Raw genomic sequence first — 18,959 nt, forward strand, 5'->3', positions numbered from 1 at the left:
AGTTAGCCAACTGAAATAAAAAGCCACTCTGCTTTCTTAAGCGAGAGTGGCAATAGGTTTAGACGGTTTGTTCCATAGCTTGGTATTCAGATATTGGTGCTTGCCCGTCTTTCAAGGTAAAGTGCCGAACATCGATTTTGCCTGTGACTGCGGCTGAGATTAGTGCTGTGCGGCGTTCTTGCATGAGTTTTATTGCCTTGTCTGCTTTTTCCAAAAGAACATCAAATCTGGGTAATTCAGATTCAAGGAAACTCACAATATCTTTTTGTTCATCAATTGGGGGAGCGGTAACCTTAAACTTGCGCACAATATCAGCATTCAAGTTCATTTGGCTAGTTTCATTACCACCATCACGTATGGCGTGGTAGCCCGCAATAAAGAACACTTTTAGGTACTCATTGAACAAATGGCTGTTTGGTGTAATTGCTACACAAGCTTGATTATACGTAGCATGAACTCCAAGAATAGCAACACGACCACGAGTTACCCCCTGACCATACATTGCCATAAGAAGAGTTCCCGGAGGAGACAACTGCACAGACGTTTGGTTTATGGCAAATTTTGATATCGACTCTTCTGTATTGTAGATCGTTTCATACTTTACTTCACCAGTCTTAATCCAAGGTATATCACCTTCCCAGTATGATAAATTAGAACGATCTGGAGTCGCCCCCGTATTCAGGGATGCATAATATCCCAAGCTAGATATTCCCCAATGCTCTGGCACTTCCCCTAACCACTCCACACCAGAATCTTTCATTGGTGCTTGAGGGTTCAATCCTTTAGTCACCGCATGGCTGATCACCGCTTGCCGCTTTTCTTTCAGCAACTTAATTAGTTGCTGCTGCTTTTCGATCAAGGTGTCAATCTTGGCGGTTTCGTGATCAAGGAAATTGGCTATTTGGGTTTGTTCGACACTCGATGGCAGAAGCAATGGAGACGCCTCTAACTTTTCCGCAGTATAGTGAGCGATCGTTGCCTTGTTACACAGAATGTTAATGAAATCGGATGACTTTAAGCTACCAATCCAATAGTTAAAATATCGAGAACAATTCTGACCCAATGGTCTTACTCTATTGATTGCGTTTTGAATATAGCATTCAGCTAATTCATCGTTCCAAATTGCAGATCGTCCCACATCTCCCCCTTCACTAACCAATACATCTCCTTTCTGTAGACGTAATTTGTGAAGTTCTTCCGGAGAAAACCACATGCTATCAACTCTTGATATATCCATACCTTTCGGTTGGATATTTTGAGCTTTTAAATACGGTTTTATTGAGTCTACGGAAGACTTGGGGCTTTTTTGAAGCATTTTCCCTAAAACAACTTGATACCCATACTTAACCTGCGTCAATTTCCAATGACTAGGATATTCGTCAAGCCATGCAGCATTAGAAGTAGTATATTCTGTATACGCCTGATACTTGCCCATTACGAATGCACCTCTTGCAGTAACTTCATAATATCTGCACTCACCGCATCCAAATCGGCATCAATGGCTTCCAACGCACGCGGTGGTTGGTAAACATAGAAATGGCGGTTAAATGGAATTTCATAACCCACCACACCAATTTCATTGTCTTTGTCATCGCGCTTATCTGCGTTGATCCACGCATCGGCAACGTGTGGCAGCACTTCACGCTTAAAGTAGCTTTCGATTAGGTTTGAGGTTGTAACCGAAGGATCAAGTGGTACATTTTCGTTATCACGCAGGTCACCATCTTGCTGGAACTCAACCACTTTACCTTTGTACTCTTTCAAAGGGCCGCTGTAGGCACATGCCCCATAAAGTGGCTGTGCATCTTCTTTTAGCACTTTCTTGATCACAGGTTCAGCATCTTGGTTTTTCCATGTGACCGCATCAATAAATTGTTTCTTCTGCTTGGCGTCGAACTTGATGCCAGTCGCCTTGAACGTACCTTTCAGCGTCAGTTCAAACTGGTTAAAATCATCAGATTGCTGCGCTTTACCGCCAAGGTTATCACCAACCGCAATTTGCAGAGCTTTGGCATCATCCATTAAGGCTTTTTGGCTGAGCCACAGCTTGCTGTCCAGCACGTCTTTGATTTGCTTTTCTTTTAACTCTGGGAAGTCGGTTTTGATCAATGTACGCACTTCGGCTTCCACTTCAATCAGTGTGCCGTATGTATCTCCCGTCCACTCAGAGCCAAACTGTTCAAAGACCGCCTGCATCACGGCGTTAAATGGCTTAGGGGCAAAGCGTAGTGATTCCACCGCAGCATCGGTGATTTGTGCAGACAAACGTAATGGCCGTTCGATGGTCAGGCGGCGGTAGCCAAACTCATGAGTATCGAAAATCTTAGCCGTTAGTGGTTTACCGCTTTCGGTCAGGGTATCGACCTCAACAAACTCACCAAAGTTCTTGGTGATAGCGCGGATTTCATCATCGGTCAGGAAGTGACGCTTGGAGCCAAGCGACTTGCGCATTTTGTGGCTTAAGTTGGCAGCATTGATAAGCTGCACTTTACCTTTACGCTCTGGGGCTTTCTTGTTGGTCAGCACCCAAACATAGGTCGCAATGCCCGTGTTGTAGAACATGTCGGTTGGCAGCGCAACAATGGCTTCAAGCAGGTCAGCTTCTAAGATGTAGCGACGAATTTCACTTTCACCGCTACCCGCACCACCTGTGAACAGCGGCGAGCCATTTAGGATGATGCCGATACGACCACCATCGGTGACTTGGTTATCAACATTTTTCTTGTCACGCATCTTGCTGATAAGGTGCATCAAGAACAGCAGCGAGCCGTCAGACACACGTGGCAAGCCTGCACCAAAGCGCCCATCAAAGCCTTTTTTAAAGTGCTCGTCTTTGATTTCGCTCTCGATCTTTTTCCAATCAACACCAAACGGCGGGTTAGACAGCATATAGTCAAATTTATCGGTAGGTAGTTGGTCATTCGATAGGGTGTTGCCTAGCTTGATACGGCTAACGTCTTGTCCTTTGATCAGCATATCTGCCTTACAGATTGCGTAGGACTCTGGGTTTAGCTCCTGACCAAATGCACGCATAAAGGCTTTCGGGTTCATCTCATAAACGTATTCCATACCAGATGAGAGGAAGCCGCCTGTGCCCGCTGTTGGGTCATAAATGGTTCGAATAATATCCTCTTTCGATAACGCTTCATCGTCTTCCATAAACACCAAAGAGGTGGTTAAACGCACGATATCACGCGGAGTAAAGTGTTCGCCTGCGGTTTCATTTGAGCTTTCTGCAAATCGGCGGATCAACTCTTCAAACACCAAGCCCATATCGTGATTAGAAATGCGGTTTGGGCTAAGATCTGTGGTGGCAAACTTGTTCACGACTTTGTAAAGCAAGTTGGCATCTTCCAGCAAACCAACAAATTCATCAAAGTTGAAGTGTTCAAAAATTTCACGCGCATCACGAGAAAAAGACTGCACATAGTGACGAAGGTTTGCTTTGATATTACTTTGACCCATCTTGCCAAGATTTAGTGGCGAAGTATTGAAGAACGACAAATTATTGTTACTGCCTTTTTCTTCAAACGTAGCGCGCAGCAACATTTTTTCACGTTGGTTCTCGTCAATAGGAGGGTTACCTTTGGAAACCATTTTTGCGCTCAAGGCATCAATTTTGGGAATTTCAGCAAGTACAGAGCCTTTACTCTCTTCAAGAACGCATTCTAGACGACGAAGCAGGGTAAAGGGCAGAATAACACGGCCGTATTGAGATTGTTTGAAGTCACCGCGAAGCAGGTCGGCAACCGACCAAATGAAGGCAGCGGTTTGGGAGAAGTTGTTGTTAGTCATAAAACCTAGCACACTACTATGTAATTGGGGCTAGTATACAAAAAATCAGTTTCGTCGTCTGTGAGTTCAACACTAAATGGGTTTACTTAAGCGCTTTATTTGCATCTTATTTGTTACACAAAGAGCGGTGACTTATTACCCTTATAAAAGCTTAAAATCGCTGCTTAATTGTTGCCAATGCTGCCTAAGTGCTGATTTATGCTCAGCTTCCATCGGAAGTTGTTGCAATAAATCAGGCCAGTTTTTTCTCGCTATTTCCATCCATTCTGTTCATCAACAAATTTAGCTTACAGCCTATGAGTAATCATTTACTCACAAAGAATATCCTTAACTACAAGTGAGTAAATAATTACTCATTACTTGAAAAAAAGCAATTTACGAGTAGAGTTTTACTCATTAATAAGTAGAGGTGTTGTCGATGGAAGAGCTAACCGTACAAGCTTTTATCAAAGGTGAATGGATAGATATTGGTATCATCTCATTTCCTAAAAGTCGCCAACATAATTTCCGAGTGACTGAACTCAACTACCTCAGCGACTATGCGCTAGAACATCACGATAAAGATGACTTTCACGCTGTTTCACTAAACCACCCTGTCTCATTCTTTTTTGATGACATGGGTAAGCCTAGATGGTTAACATTTCTAGACGATATTATGCCTAGTGGCGCTAGTAGACGGTACTGGGTTAAGCACCTAGATATTGAAGACCTTAGTTCTGATGAACAAGACTATGTTTTGCTCAAATTTGGCACAATGTCGCCTATTGGTAACTTAAGAGTAAAAGACTCTCTTCCTGAGCGCTACGAGGAGTACCAGAACAAATCTTGGAGATGCCAGCCGTTGGACTTAATCATATATCAGAGAAGCTCACTAAATGGGGGCTACTATGAATAAGCCAAGCAATAAAGAGTCAGTACAAGATACGGTAGCTCGTCTAAGAGCAAACCGAAATCAACATCAGCCCAAGACTGGGACGGATGCAACTCATTCGACCAAAGAACGATCGCAACTTTATACTCCGACTAGATCGAAAGCCTCAAAAAACACCAAAGCAGTAAATGCAGCAGAACGCAAAACCGAGGCAAACAAAATCATCAAACACTTATTGCTTGGAGAGCTAACACAAGGCCAAGCGCTGAAAAGTTTACGCATTAATATACTGGGGTTCAAACAGGATGTGTTCGCAAGGCTTGTCGATGTCTCAAGAAAAACCCTCTCAGATATAGAGAATGATCGGGGCAGCTATAATACAGAGATTCTCAACAGGGTATTCAAACCATTTGGCTTAAAAGTCGGACTACTCCCTTCTTCTCCCGATGCGTTAAAATCGCTATTAACAGATGGTGAGGATGGATAAAGTGGAAAATATCCCCATTAGGGGATAATGATGTAACTCAATACGCATACGGACGGGTTTACAACAAAACCAACCCAAACCTACTGCGAATACAGCTGCCGAATCGGTTCTGGCTCGATGTAATCGATCCACTCATTGGTTTCGAGCTGTTTGAGCTTATCTTCAGGTCCTGCGACCACTAACACTTGGAGATCATCTAGGGAATCGAGAACTTCTAACTGTTTGGTTTGCAAAAGCTCGCGCACTGGTTGCTGCTTTCCTTGATGGTATTTGACATAAAATCTCGACGGCTCGCTCTCTATCTTTGCCAATTGGCTATCTTTCACCATTGGATCTTGGCCTGCTGCCAGTGTCACCACTGGCAGACAAAGCGAGACAAGAGCAAAACCAATAGTGCGCCGTGTTAACGTTCGCTTTCTCATATTATCTCCCTACAATGACCAGCGAGCAAAAGCCTTGCCAGTAAACTCTTTACTGTCCGATTCTTGACGATTGAACTCTTCTCCATTGTGAGTGGCGAGCAAAGTGACCCCTTGATAGGCTTTAAAACCGTACACCAGCACTTGGTATGTGCCGGCTTTGGGTACATCAATCGAGCAAGTTTCATGGTTGCCCTCTTCCATAGAGCGGCAATCATTGGCGTTTTTTGTCGGCACGCCATTAAAGCGTACATAGATATCAGCATCGCCCGTGCCACCACTTAATTCAAAACGCGCTTTCGTTGCGCTTTTGGGGACTTCAAAGGTATACACTTCACGTGACTTACTGGCGCCAAACAAATCTAACTTAGCCATGCCATTATCCAGTACTTTATTGCCCGCATCTGGCCCATTACAACCCAACTCAAGATACGCCTTGGCCGCCTTTACATTGACCAAGCCATAACCGGTGAGATTATCACGTCCCTCAGGGCCAAGATCGGTGGCTGAGACGGTCAGAGCTCTGCGTACTTGTTGCGCGCTACAGTTGGGATAATAGCTCCAAACCAAACCTGCCACTCCGGTAACATAAGGCGCAGCCATCGAGGTGCCATTGTAGTATTGGTAATCCTCACCAGTGGTTGTTTGTACTGTCGCGGTTTGACCAATTTTGTTTGCCAGCGCTAATCCAAGCTCGCGGTCGACTGTCACAGACACCATGCGATAGGCGTCGTCGTCATCAAGCAAAAATGGATTTTGTAGCCCAGGTAAGCTTGGGTTACTAAACACAATCGCCGCTTTCGCCCCAGCGTCATAGCAAGCTTTGATTGGGTCAATCTCGGGTCTGAAATCTGGGGCTTGATTCTCAATACGTTCGGTTAGACAAATTTTTTCCGCCATATCACCACAAACGTAATGGCCTGATGACACATCACACATTGCAAGAGGCGCGGTAACACTGCCCGCAACAGGCGCAAATTGATATGGGTCAGAGGCGTTATTAGCCACCCTCGACACTTTACGGTTATGAGGAACCACACCACGCTCAAAATAGTGTTGATCCTTAATCCAAATATCCGCGAGAACGCCCTCCCCCATAGTGACCGTCGACAAAATAGCCATGCCTGGCGCGGCAACATCGACCTGATCCGTCGCTTGGGAAAATGCCGCATGATGATTTTGATTATCAACAGCCGCTATCGACATCACTGAGTCATAAGAGGCGGGATAGCTGTGGGTGGTATTGCCCGCATTACCAGACGCGGCAATCAGCAGCACCCCATCGTCATACAAAGATTGCAAAACATCGCGCTCGGTTCGGCTTGCAATGCTGCCGCCTAAACTCATATTCACAATGTTCGCCCCCTTATCAGCGCAAGTCTCAACCGCTTTAACAAAGCTCGACGAATAGCCCCAACCTGACTGATTAAAGACTTTGACTATGTGCAAATTGACATGTTGGTTAGGCATTATGCCCTTAACCCCTTCCCCATTGGCAATAGCAGCGATGATCCCCGCAACATGTGTACCATGCGCATTATCGGTACCAGGGGATTTCCACGATCCCGTACCGCTATCATCACTGCCACTGACTCGGTTACCACTGAGATCGTGATGCGTCATATCATAGCCAGAGTCAATGATGCAGATGGTGCGATTACCGGCATTCTCGTCACTCACGATCTCAGCGTTCACCGCCGTATAACCCCAAGGTATGGTTTCACTGAGCAAGTAGCGTGGGGGATCAAGTTCAACGTACTCGACTTGACGATTGTTCTGCAGTTTGGAGAGATCTTGTTTGTCGATTTGAACGCTATACGTGGACGGCTTGCCGAGGTTTTCTATCTCTTTCGCATTCGCTTGCTCAAGTAGGGCCTGATTCGATTGGGACACAGATTGCAGCGAGCGAGTCATGCGCATTGGTGCGGGTGGATTGGCTTTAAATTTAACAATATACCTTGTTGGTAGATCCGCTTCATTAAACGCAGCAAAAGATTCAAATGAAAAACTGGTTGTTGCCACTGCCATTGTCGATAGGAAAAATATCCTTTTGATTTTATTGGTCATTCTGTGCATAGACTCTGATCCTTCTGAGCTATTTTTATTGTTTTATTCCCATGAACCATTGTTTTATTCCCATAAACCGCCACGGTTTCAACAGGCTGAGGGAACCTTAGCTATAAAGGACGCTCACAAAACAACCAACACTTTATAAAATATAAACATCATAAATAGGCGAGCAATCAATTAATCAACTAAATAAGTGAACATAAAATCATTCAAAGATAAAAAAGTGAGACATAAATCAACAAAAAGCAGATAATGACAGCATTAAATTGAGCTTTTATTCCACTTGGAATCTCTAAGCTCATCAAAACTAAACCAAATTATTGCTCAGTCTCACGACTGACAAAGGTCATGTTTAAAACGAACTCGCGTAGAAATACGTTAATGTGGTTAAATAGACCCAAGCGATAACTGCCTAGACAACACGCTTAGTGCAGAACGTTCACACTCGATGAGGAAAATCTTTTGCTTGCTATTATTCGCCTGATTCTGGCTGCCGTTTTTATTGTCTTTACGACATTATTTGCCTTGGTGTATTGCTTGTTTAGTCCAAGAAACCCAAAACATGTGTACTTTTTCTGTCGCTGGTTCAATCAGCTACAAAAAATTGTCGGCGTCAAACTGATTCATAGAGGTCTTGAGAGAGCACCAACGCCAGCGAAAAGTGTCTATATCTCCAATCACCAAAGTATCTACGACTTTGTTACCGATCCCGGTATGCTCAGGCCAAGAACCGTATCGCTTGGGAAAAAAGACCTACTGTGGCTGCCGTTTTTTGGTCAGCTCTACTGGATCACTGGCAATATTCTGATCAACAGAGAAAACAAATCTCAAGCCAGAGATACCATCAAGCAAGTTGCCGAAGCCATTCATCAGAGAGATTTGTCTGTTTGGGTATACCCAGAGGGAACTCGCAGCAAGGGACGAGGGTTACTACCGTTTAAAACAGGGGCCTTTAGAATGGCGATCGAAGCAGGCGTTCCTATCACCCCTATGTGCGTAAGTACAACGCATAACAAAATCGACCTTAACCGAAGAAATAACGGGATTGTTATTGCAGAGATGCTTGAGCCGATAGATGTCTCCGGCTACAAATTGGAGGATGCAAGAAAGCTCGCCCTGCATTGCCACCAATTGATGGCGGCTAAAATAGCAGAGCTGGACCAAGAAGTTGCCCAGCTCGAAGAAGACGCGTCTCGTTCAGATAAAACGCAATTAATTTAATACAAACTGATCCATCAAGGCGACCATACGGCCGATCTCAGGTTTAGTCAGGGTGTCATTGGCACCCAAAGCTAATGCTTTCTCACGGTTATCATCACTCATCAATGAGGAAAACATGATGATCGGCATTTCTTTATAAACATCGGACTCACGTAATCTCTTAACTAAGTGCATGCCATCCATACGCGGCATTTCAACGTCACTTACAACCGCATCAACTAATTCGCTCACCGCTATCTCTTCTTTTTTCGCGACTTCAGCAAGCTCCATCAATTTCTCGTGCGCTTCGCCACCATCTTTACAGGCAATGATGTTATAACCCGCAGAGCTTAGCGTGTCCTGAATCAGGCTACGTATAAAGGCAGAGTCATCGACCACCATGATCGTTTTGGCGTTGCGTTTGGTCACCATTTTCTGATTAAGATCGACACTTCTATCTGCCGTAACATCATATTTTTCCATACTCAATTCTGGATTAATGTCTGCGATAATCTTTTCAAAATCGAGAATCATTATTAGGTTTTGATCTTTACGTACCACAGCAACGACACAATCTTGCTCACCTGCTTCAAGGAATTGGCTTGGCGATTCAACATCATTCCAAGATATCCTATGGATACGACTGATACTGTCGATCAAAAATCCATTGGTCATGCGGTTAAAGTCAGTAACGATAACAAACTTCTTATCGATGTCCTGACTCGTCGGCACACCTAGCCAGCCTGCTAAATCGACAAGGGGAGTCAGTATATCTCGGGAAGAAAACACCCCTATCATGTGTGGTTGAGCGTTCGGATAGTCTGACGTCTCAGGAACTTGAATAACTTCACGCACTTTGGCAACGTTAATGCCGTAATAACAGGTCTTTGTCGAGCCATCCGGCATCTGCTTTACCAAGTGAAACTCAATAATCTCAAGTTCATTGGTGCCACTTTCTGTAAGAATTGTACTGCTTGAAGTGCTCATAATGGGTTTTACTCATTCTCGGTATCAATTACACGTACGTTAGGGCATCGGCCCACGTAACTACCTTCTTTGTGCTACCTCATCATTTACCCAGCAAATGTATAAGGTAAAAGTAAACTATCTCATCTATCACTATAAATACTAGAATAATTCTTCAATATCGTCGTAAGCTCCTGCCTTGCTCACACTATGATACGATAATTGCTTCCTCTCAAAGTATAAGCCCCGCTCGACAAACTTTCCTCAGCGACAAAATTCTGTTTATAAATTAAACGTTTATCTGTTAAGAATTTGCAGCTTTGCATTCAATTCTTCTGTATAAGTCCAACTCATCTCAACTAACAATAGGCCTCACTTTCATCTAACGCGTCATTTTTTTCACGAACACCACCACAAACAACGCCATCGTAAAACTGCCTAGAAAAGCTTCCAATGCGGCGATAAATCTCGCAAACCCAACCGGTGATATGTCGCCGTAACCAAGTGTTGTGAAGGTTACAACACTAAAATAGACAGAGTTTAAAAACTCAAACAAATAAAACTGCCAGCCGCTGAGATTTTCGTATATTGGATGAGCACCTGTCGTATCGAGGAAAAAGTAGGCTAAGGCACACATCAGGATCAAGAAGACGGAAAAGCCAACCACCCGCATAGGATCTTCTCCGTAGCCACAGAACAAATCAACCGTCTTGGACACAAACCGATTCATACTAAGTCTTGGCATCTGATAACGCCGAAAACGCATCTCTTTTTTAAAAAAGTCACCTGCCATATCAAACAAACCCTGCTTTTCACATTGTTTGCGAATATTACGGCATACCTCTTCTGCTTCCTGGTATAAGGGAGCAACCCTATGATATTGGCGATCCTTTCGAGCTTCCCTCACCTGATCTTCTTGTTTTAGGTAGCGACCCCACTCAATATTTTCCAACTTAGCTCGCGCCAAATCAGCACCAAGCAAGTTACAATTATTCAGTTTGGCACAATGAAGGTTAGCGCCCATCATCTTAGTTTTCATTAAAGATGAACCACGTAAATCTAGCCCAAAAAAGTGCGCATCTGTCAGGTCTGCTCGATAAAAATCTACATCACGGCATGAATACCCCTTCTTGCTACCGCGGTTCACTAAATTGATGTCTGCTAGGTTCGTTCTTGCCAACTGAAATCCGTCTAAAGGTTTACCTTCTGCGGCCCATTGTTCAACCTTGTCTTTTACGTCATCTTTGCTTTTATCGACTTTGGGATCATGCCAGTAACATAAACCAGACTCTCCACACGGTTGATCGCAGCTCCAGCCATCAGGATTTTGATAGCTGCATTGGCCTTGAGTCGATTCCATATAAACTGCCTTGTAAACATCTCAGTAAATCGATCTTTACTGATAATACTAATTGTAGTGGTGACTCATTCACTCGCAAATGATATTTACAAATCAGTTAATAACTATTTGTTGTTTCAGCCAACTTTTAAACAACTGAGTATTGGGGGCGTCACAATGAGTAATAATAAAATACCCCGCATTAGCACGAATTTCAGGAAAAGGCGCTATCAGCCTTTTCTCGCTAAGCTCGTTTTTTAACAACGCCTTACGGGCTAATGCCACCCCAATACCCGCTTCTGCTGCCGCCATCGCCATATCGGTTCTATTGAAGAAATGACCTCGGCGGACATCAAGGTCGATATGGTGTTGGTTTACCCAAAACTGCCACTCTTGTTCCTTCTTAGCCCCATGCCAAGGCATCGCATCGTGAAGCAAAGTGGCTCTTTGCCAAATCAAGTCTGGCTCGGAGACACCGATAGTACGAATTTTTTGAAAGTAATCTGGACTCAATACAGGAAGGAGAAACTCTTCCATCAATAATTCAGTATTCGCCGTTTTGTAAGGCATTGGCCCATAGTCAATCGCAATATCAAAATCACGACAACCACTATCAACAAGCGCGCCTTCTGCAAAGATCTGCACCTGAATATCAGGATGAGTAGTCTGAAAATCATCCAAGCGCGGCACCAACCATTTATAAGCAAGAGAGGGGGTCAGTTTAAGCCTTACCGGTTTGTTGTTCGCCTCTTTGCTCAATTGCTCAATGGTTTCTTCAATCGCAGTCAGGTGAGGCGATATGGATTCCACCAGCTTGTGGCCAAGGTTAGTTAAACGAATACCACGCGCATGGCGTTCAAAAACAATAAAACCAAGACGCTCTTCAACCAATTGCAACTGCTGACTAATTGCACCTGTGGTGATATTTAGCCGATTCGCTGCGCTAGACAGACTTGGATGACGGGCCAAAATACTCACAAGGTGAATACCATTTAAAACAGAAGAGTTCACAATAAGCCTTTAGTTTTTTTAAAAGGTAACGTTAATTTTTATCGATTGTCATACAAATGTAAATACACCAAAGTAGCGTAATGTCCTCAAGGAGAATCTGGCTATGAAAGTGATTGTGTTAGGAAGTGGTGTCATCGGTCTAACAAGCGCATGGTATCTAAACCAAGCAGGTTGCGATGTGACTGTCATAGATAGACAATCTCGCTCGGCACAAGAAACGAGCTTTGCCAACGCAGGACAAATATCCTATGGCTATTCATCTCCTTGGGCTGCGCCTGGAATACCCCTCAAAGCAATAAGATGGTTGATAGAAAAACATGCACCACTCAAGATAAAGCCGAGTCTCAGCCCTGACTTATTGCTCTGGTCGAGCCAAATGCTCCACCAATGCACCCTAGAAAGATATCGTATCAACAAAGCGCGCATGCTGCATATCTCGCTGCATAGCCGAAAGTGTTTAGAAAAATTAAATGAAGAACATCAGATAAATTATCAAGGTAGAAGTCTAGGAACCTTGCAAGTGTTTCGCACAGAAAAGCAACTTAAGGCCGTCGAAAAAGATATCTCACTCCTTAAAGAAAGTGATACTCGTTATCAAGTGTTTGATCGCTCAGAATGCCTCAAACAAGAGCCGGGCCTTGCGAATATGCAAGGAACACTTGCTGGTGGCTTATATCTTCCAGATGATCAGACGGGCGACTGCTATTTATTTTGCCAACAACTGCAAAGTATGGCTCAAAAGGCTGGCGTTACTTTTATGTTTGGTACCCATGTTCAGAAGCTCAACCTTGATAAACGAAACATTCATAGTGTTGAAACGTCCCAAGGCAATCTAACGGCAGACAAATTTATCGTTGCACTCGGAAGCTACTCAAAACGCCTATTAGCACCTCTTGGGATCGACCTTCCTATTTATCCAGTAAAAGGGTATTCGCTCACTTTGCCGGTAATCAGTGATGAACATGCGCCGCACTCCACCATAATGGATGAGAGTTACAAAGTTGCGGTCACTCGATTCAATAACAGAATACGTGTCGCAGGCACCGCAGAGCTCGCTGGGTTTGATCCCTCTCTACCCGAAAAACGACTATCGACCCTAAACCACGTGGTTTCAAACTTATTCCCCAACGGCACTGACCTATCAAAAGCTGAATATTGGAGTGGATTTCGACCAATGACGCCGGATGGCACACCCATTATAGGTCAAACGTCGATTGAAAATTTGTATACCAATACAGGACATGGCACCTTAGGCTGGACGATGGCCTGTGGCTCAGCCGATATACTCACTCAAATGATGACTCAGCCGCCAAGCAGCCAATACAAACACCTTAATTTGCATCGATATACAGACAAGATAAATGAACATTCTCACATTTAACCGAACCAAACCTGTTAATCAAATGTTTCACAGCTAACCAAGACGATCATTGCCTTTGGTTTGTTCGTCTCTAACCCCATCAAAAATACCAGCACACACAAGGCCGCATAAGCATATCAATGGGCACAAAACACCCTATTTTTATTCCGATACTGACTCCTTGAGTGGCTTAGCGTTTATTCATTGTTTTGTGTTTGAGTTCACGCAAACCAACTTTACCAGCCAAAAAATTTAACAATAGAGTTACAAAAAGGTTAATATCCAGAGCAGAAAACCACCAATCAAAATAATACAGGGAAAATACTTATGCAGTCATTAGTTGATTTTCTGAATGGAATTATCTGGAGCCCAGCACTGATTTATCTTTGCTTGGGCGCGGGGTTGTTCTACTCAATCATGACGCGATTTGTCCAAATTCGCCATTTTGGCGAGATGTGGCGACTTCTCCTTTCAGGAAAAAGCTCAACAAAAGGGATCTCATCCTTTCAAGCTCTTGCCGTATCCTTATCTGGACGCGTGGGTACAGGAAACATTGCCGGCGTTGCCGCGGCTATTGGGTTTGGCGGCCCAGGCGCTGTATTTTGGATGTGGGTTGTGGCATTTTTTGGCGCTGCGACCGCATACGCAGAATCAACCCTAGCTCAAATATACAAAGAGGAAGATAACGGCGAGTTTCGTGGTGGTCCAGCCTATTACATCGAAAAAGCTATGGGTCAACAATGGTATGCTTGGGTCTTTGCCATCGCAACTATTCTCGCCTGTGGATTTTTGCTACCTGGTGTACAATCAAATAGCATCGGTAATGCTGTCGAAGGGGCTTTTGGCTCAGGAGGCATGGTCGAAACCGCAATAGGAACTTTTAGCTTTGCCAAAATCTTTACTGGTACCGTTATCTCGGTGATTCTGGCATTCATCATTTTTGGCGGTGTAAAACGAATTGCTAACTTCACTCAAATTGTGGTTCCTTTCATGGCGCTGGCGTACATAATCACTGCATTTGTGATTATCTTACTCAACGTCGATCAAATACCTACAGTGTTCTCTATGATCATTGGCGATGCCTTTACTCCTATGGCTGGAGCAGGAGCTGCAATTGGTTGGGGAGTTAAGCGCGGTGTGTATTCCAACGAAGCAGGACAAGGAACAGGGCCTCATGCAGCAGCAGCAGCCAGCGTCGATCACCCAGCACAACAAGGTCTGGTGCAGTCATTTTCAATCTATATTGATACCTTGCTAGTGTGCTCTGCAACCGCCTTTATGATCATTATCACAGGGGCATACAATGTACACGGAGCAGAAGGCTTCATCGTACAGAATGTTGCTGCCGACATTGCAGCCAATGGACCGATGTTTACTCAATTGGCGATTGAAAGCGTCCTTCCGGGTATAGGAAAACCATTTATTGCGGTTGCTCTATTCTTCTTCGCCTTTACAACAATTCTTGCCTATTACTACATCGCTGAAACAAATGTGGCCTATATCCGTCGTCACATCAAAGTTAATGGATTGATGTTCCTATTGAAAGTGGCGATGATCGCCGTTGTGTTCTACGGTACAGTTAAGACTGCCAATTTAGCATGGGCGATGGGTGATGTTGGGGTTGGCCTAATGGCATGGCTAAACATCGTTGGTATTCTGATCATTTTCTTTATGGCAAAGCCTGCGTTAAAAGCGTTGCGTGACTATGAGGAACAGCAAAAGCAAGGTGTAACAGAATACACATTCAACCCTGTAAAACTTGGTATTAAAGGGGCTGATTATTGGGAAGGTAAATATCGTCGTAAGACGGGTAAAGAGCCTACAGCAGAAGTCGAGTCCGAACCGGTAGAGCAGCCCTCTACCTAAGGACAAAAAAATTAAGATAAAAAGCAGTGGTGAAAGGGGTTAGCAATACGCTAACCCCTTTATATTTTGAGCCTTAACACTATGGACACTGTATTTCATCCCAGAACCAATTTGACCTAAGCGGGGTATCCCAAACCCCAGGAGCATTTTTAGCCATAAAACACTTTCCATTATGGATCACTTTATCGCCATTACTCACTTGAGTAACGCCTTCTTGCCAAGGTATCAAGTCATCAGGATTCGGCTGTGTCGGTCCGTCAGATATCGCTTGCCAAGGGCCTCCTAAATCTGGTCTATCGCCTTTTGTCCACCACTTAGCTTTATAAACCGTTTCTTTATAAGTCACTTCGTCACCGGCCACATATTCTTTGTTTACATTCCACTCTTTGCCTTTGCTAGGATCTGGCTGCTCAAGCTGGTCAACAATACGAACTTCCGGCCACTGAGCGTGAGACTGATAGAAATTAGTGACACATTTTTCATAATCACCTTCGACAAGCGCTGAATATGCAGTTTGAAAACCCACTAAATCACACTCAAATGAATAGCCCTCTGGACGATCAGGATAATATTTCCAGTTGCCATCCCAATTGGTGTAAAGAACATCCTTTGCACCATCAAGGTTTAGACTTCCATAAGGTGTTTGCTGCCAACATGTGTCCTTCTCATCCAGCTCACGAGTGACCTGATAATAATCGGACAATCCCTGCCAATATTTAATTCGATTAACTGGCTGTCCTTTGTCCTTATTCTGCGCCCCGCACTCAATGCCACCATTAATAATATTGATCGTGGTACCAAACCCATAACCAATTCCCGCATCAACTTCTCGCTGAGATGGCTGCCAAGTTCGGTCAATCACATGTAACATGGCGGGTTTTGGGGCTTGTGGGGTGAGAAAAAACCAAATTGCTGAAGCCAAGTTGAGCCATGAATCTGCCACTAGGCTGGGATTGTTAAGTAAAACGGCCGCATCACCGTCAAACATCACCTCAGAGAAGGCACCATAATTAAAGTGGTAGGATAACTGCTTTGCTCCTCGCCCAAAATATCCCTGCTCAGCACCACATGGCCATTTTTTGTTTTGCCAATTATTCTCTCCACACCCCGTGATATAACCAATATCACCTTCAGACCAACCCATTTCTCGAACATGAACCAAGGCTTGCTGCCACTCCTCTAGACCAAGTGGGTTATCAGAAATATTATCCTTTGCGATATGGCCACCCGTTTCCTGAGCAAAATGAGCAAATGCGGTGACGATTGAGCGCTTGCAAATTGCATCCGAATCCCGGCCATCAGAATATTGCCCACAGAAGGCGGGAAACTTACCGATTGCTCGCAAAAAGCGAGTATAGGAATATTCGGGGGCTGCCATATGTGTGAGAAAGTCCCACTCTTGTTTCGTAAATACTCGCTCTGCTCGCTTAACATTACTCGGGTTAGTGTCTAACCCAGGACTTATCGCTTCAACAATAGTGTTAGGGGCCGTTCTAAGTGCTTGAGACCACACTTGGTACATGGGGTTTGCGGTTTTTGCGTCCTCAACCTCTTGGATATCCGTTCGCTTGATAACATATCCATTCGGATTGAGAGGATCAGGCTGAATATTCATTGCAATCCCGCTTGGAGAGATGGCGGAGATAAACAGCGTCGCTATCAGGTAATTTGCTTTTCTCATCACACTTTTCCTTGTCGTAGGGAGCAAGAAAAGGTTAGAAAAAGCCACACAAATATTCAGTGCCCAGTCATGAAGCGAATCTTAAGTTGCGAGTGACTTTGAGGTAATAGGAAGCAAACCAGCCCTAGAGGCCGACAAAAATGCCAAATGGCTTCAAAAATGTTCTCGTGCAAATGAGGCGAGAAAAATTAGTCCAAAAAACAAAAAAGCCAGCATTAAGCTGGCTTATAAAAAATTAGCGGACAATTATTCCCATTCAATGGTCGCGGGTGGTTTTCCAGAAATATCGTAAACCACGCGCGAGATACCATCAATTTCGTTGATAATACGGTTAGAGACCTTACCTAAGAAATCGTATGGCAGATGAGCCCAATGCGCGGTCATAAAGTCGATGGTTTCGACTGCTCGCAAAGAGACCACCCAATCGTATTTACGGCCATCACCCATGACCCCAACAGAGCGAACTGGCAAAAATACCGTAAAGGCTTGAGAAACTTTGTGGTATAGGTCTGCCGCATGAAGCTCTTCAATAAAAATCGCATCCGCTCGACGCAGTAAATCACAATATTCTTTCTTCACTTCCCCAAGCACTCGAACGCCAAGACCTGGGCCTGGGAAAGGATGACGATAAAGCATGTCATAAGGGAGACCAAGCTCTAGACCAATCTTGCGCACTTCGTCTTTAAATAGCTCACGAAGCGGTTCAACTAGGCCCATTTCCATATCATCGGGTAAACCACCCACATTGTGGTGTGATTTAATTACATGTGCTTTACCTGTCTTAGACGCAGCAGATTCAATCACATCAGGATAAATAGTACCTTGCGCTAACCATTTAGCATTCTTCAGTTTCTTCGATTCTTCATCAAAGACATCGACAAACACATGACCTATGGTCTTGCGTTTATCTTCTGGGTCTGACTTACCTTCAAGCGCCGACAAAAAGCGCTCTTCAGCATCAACTTTGATGATGTTAAGACCAAACTTATCGCCAAACATGTCCATGACTTGTTGGCCTTCATTGAGTCGAAGCAGGCCATTGTCAACAAATACGCAAGTCAGCTTGTCACCAATGGCACGATGAACCAACATAGCAACAACCGAAGAGTCAACACCACCGGATAGACCAAGAATCACTTCATCACCGCCGACTTGCTCTTTAATGCGCGCAACGGCATCTTCGATGATCGATTCTGAAGTCCAAAGACGCTCACAGCCACAAACGCCAAGTACGAAGTTCTCTAGCATCTGTAGACCATTTTTGGTGTGCGTGACTTCGGGATGAAATTGCACGCCAAAGTACTTCTTGTCTTCATTGGCCATTGCTGCATAAGGGCAAGTGTCGGTTTCACCGACCTTAACGAAACCCTCAGGGATCTCGACCACTTTATCACCATGGCTCATCCAAACGTCTTGCGTTGCTTCAAGATCCTTAAAGATAGAAGACTCACCAGAAACCTCTACTGCAGCATAACCGAATTCACGTTCGTTTGACGTAGAGACCTTACCACCTAACTGTTCAGCCATGGTTTGCATTCCGTAGCAAACACCAAGCAAAGGTACACCAGAATCAAATACATATTGAGGAGCACGAGGCGAATTGTCTTCGGTAACACTTTCTGGACCACCAGATAGTATGATGCCATTCGGATTGAACTCACGAATATCAGCTTCATCCACATCCCAGCTCCAAAGCTCACAATAAACGCCTATTTCACGAACACGGCGAGCGACAAGTTGGGTGTACTGAGAACCGAAGTCCAAGATCAGAATACGTTGGTCATGGATATTTTTAGTCATTTTGAGCGGTCTTATAAACTTTGTTATTAAAACAGAGGCGAGCATACTCGCCTCTTATTGATGCATTAAACAAGGGCTAACATTTAGGGAATGA

13 protein-coding genes and 1 pseudogene are annotated in these 18,959 nt (G+C 44.2%); 5 read left to right on the plus strand and 9 right to left on the minus strand.

The window, feature by feature from the left end; translation table 11 throughout:
* Positions 1–58 precede the first annotated feature (58 nt).
* Both QQK21_RS16605 and QQK21_RS16610 read right to left on the minus strand, forming a co-directional pair.
* A complete protein-coding gene (locus QQK21_RS16605; protein WP_284193303.1) occupies positions 59–1,435 on the minus strand; it encodes a restriction endonuclease subunit S in 1,377 nt (458 codons plus the stop codon).
* Entirely contained in the window at positions 1,435–3,795 is a 2,361-nt protein-coding gene (locus QQK21_RS16610; RefSeq protein ID WP_284193304.1) for a type I restriction-modification system subunit M, read from the minus strand. Before QQK21_RS16610 ends, QQK21_RS16605 begins: the two co-directional genes overlap by 1 nt.
* A 418-nt stretch (positions 3,796–4,213) precedes the next feature.
* Between QQK21_RS16610 and QQK21_RS16615 the strand changes: the two are divergent.
* A pseudogene (locus QQK21_RS16615) lies at positions 4,214–4,615 on the plus strand (type II toxin-antitoxin system HipA family toxin); the annotation flags it as partial.
* 55 nt (positions 4,616–4,670) lie between these two features.
* On the plus strand, positions 4,671–5,153 hold the full coding sequence (locus QQK21_RS16620) for a helix-turn-helix transcriptional regulator (RefSeq protein WP_284193305.1): 483 nt from the start codon (positions 4,671–4,673) through the stop codon (positions 5,151–5,153).
* An 80-nt stretch (positions 5,154–5,233) separates the two neighbouring features.
* Here the strand turns inward: QQK21_RS16620 and QQK21_RS16625 are convergent, their stop codons facing one another.
* Both QQK21_RS16625 and QQK21_RS16630 read right to left on the minus strand, forming a co-directional pair.
* On the minus strand, positions 5,234–5,575 hold the full coding sequence (locus QQK21_RS16625; protein WP_284193306.1) for an ATPase: 342 nt from the start codon (positions 5,573–5,575) through the stop codon (positions 5,234–5,236).
* Between the two features lie 9 nt (positions 5,576–5,584).
* Positions 5,585–7,648, minus strand: a complete 2,064-nt coding sequence (locus QQK21_RS16630; RefSeq protein WP_284193307.1) for a S8 family serine peptidase — start codon at positions 7,646–7,648, stop codon at positions 5,585–5,587.
* Between the two features lie 456 nt (positions 7,649–8,104).
* Between QQK21_RS16630 and QQK21_RS16635 the strand changes: the two genes are divergently transcribed.
* The gene (locus QQK21_RS16635; RefSeq protein ID WP_284193308.1) at positions 8,105–8,863 is read left to right on the plus strand and encodes a 1-acylglycerol-3-phosphate O-acyltransferase; all 759 of its coding nucleotides are present in this window, start codon (positions 8,105–8,107) and stop codon (positions 8,861–8,863) included.
* On the opposite strand, the gene QQK21_RS16640 is transcribed toward QQK21_RS16635, so the two are convergent.
* The 3 genes from QQK21_RS16640 to QQK21_RS16650 form a co-directional block, all read right to left on the minus strand.
* Complete coding sequence (locus QQK21_RS16640) at positions 8,855–9,829, minus strand: chemotaxis protein (protein ID WP_284193309.1); 975 nt, start codon at positions 9,827–9,829, stop codon at positions 8,855–8,857. The genes QQK21_RS16635 and QQK21_RS16640 overlap by 9 nt on opposite strands.
* Positions 9,830–10,190: 361 nt before the next feature.
* A complete protein-coding gene (locus QQK21_RS16645; protein WP_284193310.1) occupies positions 10,191–11,168 on the minus strand; it encodes an ion channel in 978 nt (325 codons plus the stop codon).
* A gap of 93 nt (positions 11,169–11,261) precedes the next feature.
* The gene (locus QQK21_RS16650) at positions 11,262–12,158 is read right to left on the minus strand and encodes a LysR substrate-binding domain-containing protein (protein WP_284193311.1); all 897 of its coding nucleotides are present in this window, start codon (positions 12,156–12,158) and stop codon (positions 11,262–11,264) included.
* Between the two features lie 103 nt (positions 12,159–12,261).
* Here QQK21_RS16650 and QQK21_RS16655 point away from each other — a divergent pair, with 103 nt between their 5' ends.
* Together QQK21_RS16655 and QQK21_RS16660 are read left to right on the plus strand one after the other, a co-directional pair.
* On the plus strand, positions 12,262–13,539 hold the full coding sequence (locus QQK21_RS16655) for a D-amino acid dehydrogenase (protein WP_284193312.1): 1,278 nt from the start codon (positions 12,262–12,264) through the stop codon (positions 13,537–13,539).
* Positions 13,540–13,845: 306 nt separating this feature from the next.
* Positions 13,846–15,384, plus strand: coding sequence for an alanine/glycine:cation symporter family protein (locus QQK21_RS16660; protein WP_284193313.1), 1,539 nt, complete (start codon positions 13,846–13,848; stop codon positions 15,382–15,384).
* 79 nt (positions 15,385–15,463) lie between these two features.
* On the opposite strand, the gene QQK21_RS16665 is transcribed toward QQK21_RS16660, so the two are convergent.
* Together QQK21_RS16665 and guaA are read right to left on the minus strand one after the other, a co-directional pair.
* Positions 15,464–17,065 (minus strand): chitinase, encoded by a 1,602-nt coding sequence (locus QQK21_RS16665; protein ID WP_284193314.1) that lies wholly within the window; start codon positions 17,063–17,065, stop codon positions 15,464–15,466.
* 246 nt (positions 17,066–17,311) lie between these two features.
* Positions 17,312–18,865: a glutamine-hydrolyzing GMP synthase gene (gene guaA, locus QQK21_RS16670; RefSeq protein ID WP_284193315.1), complete on the minus strand. Its 1,554-nt coding sequence runs from the start codon at positions 18,863–18,865 to the stop codon at positions 17,312–17,314.
* Positions 18,866–18,959 lie beyond the last annotated feature (94 nt).

The sequence above is a fragment of the Vibrio zhanjiangensis genome (assembly GCF_030161235.1).
Classification (GTDB): domain Bacteria; phylum Pseudomonadota; class Gammaproteobacteria; order Enterobacterales; family Vibrionaceae; genus Vibrio; species Vibrio zhanjiangensis.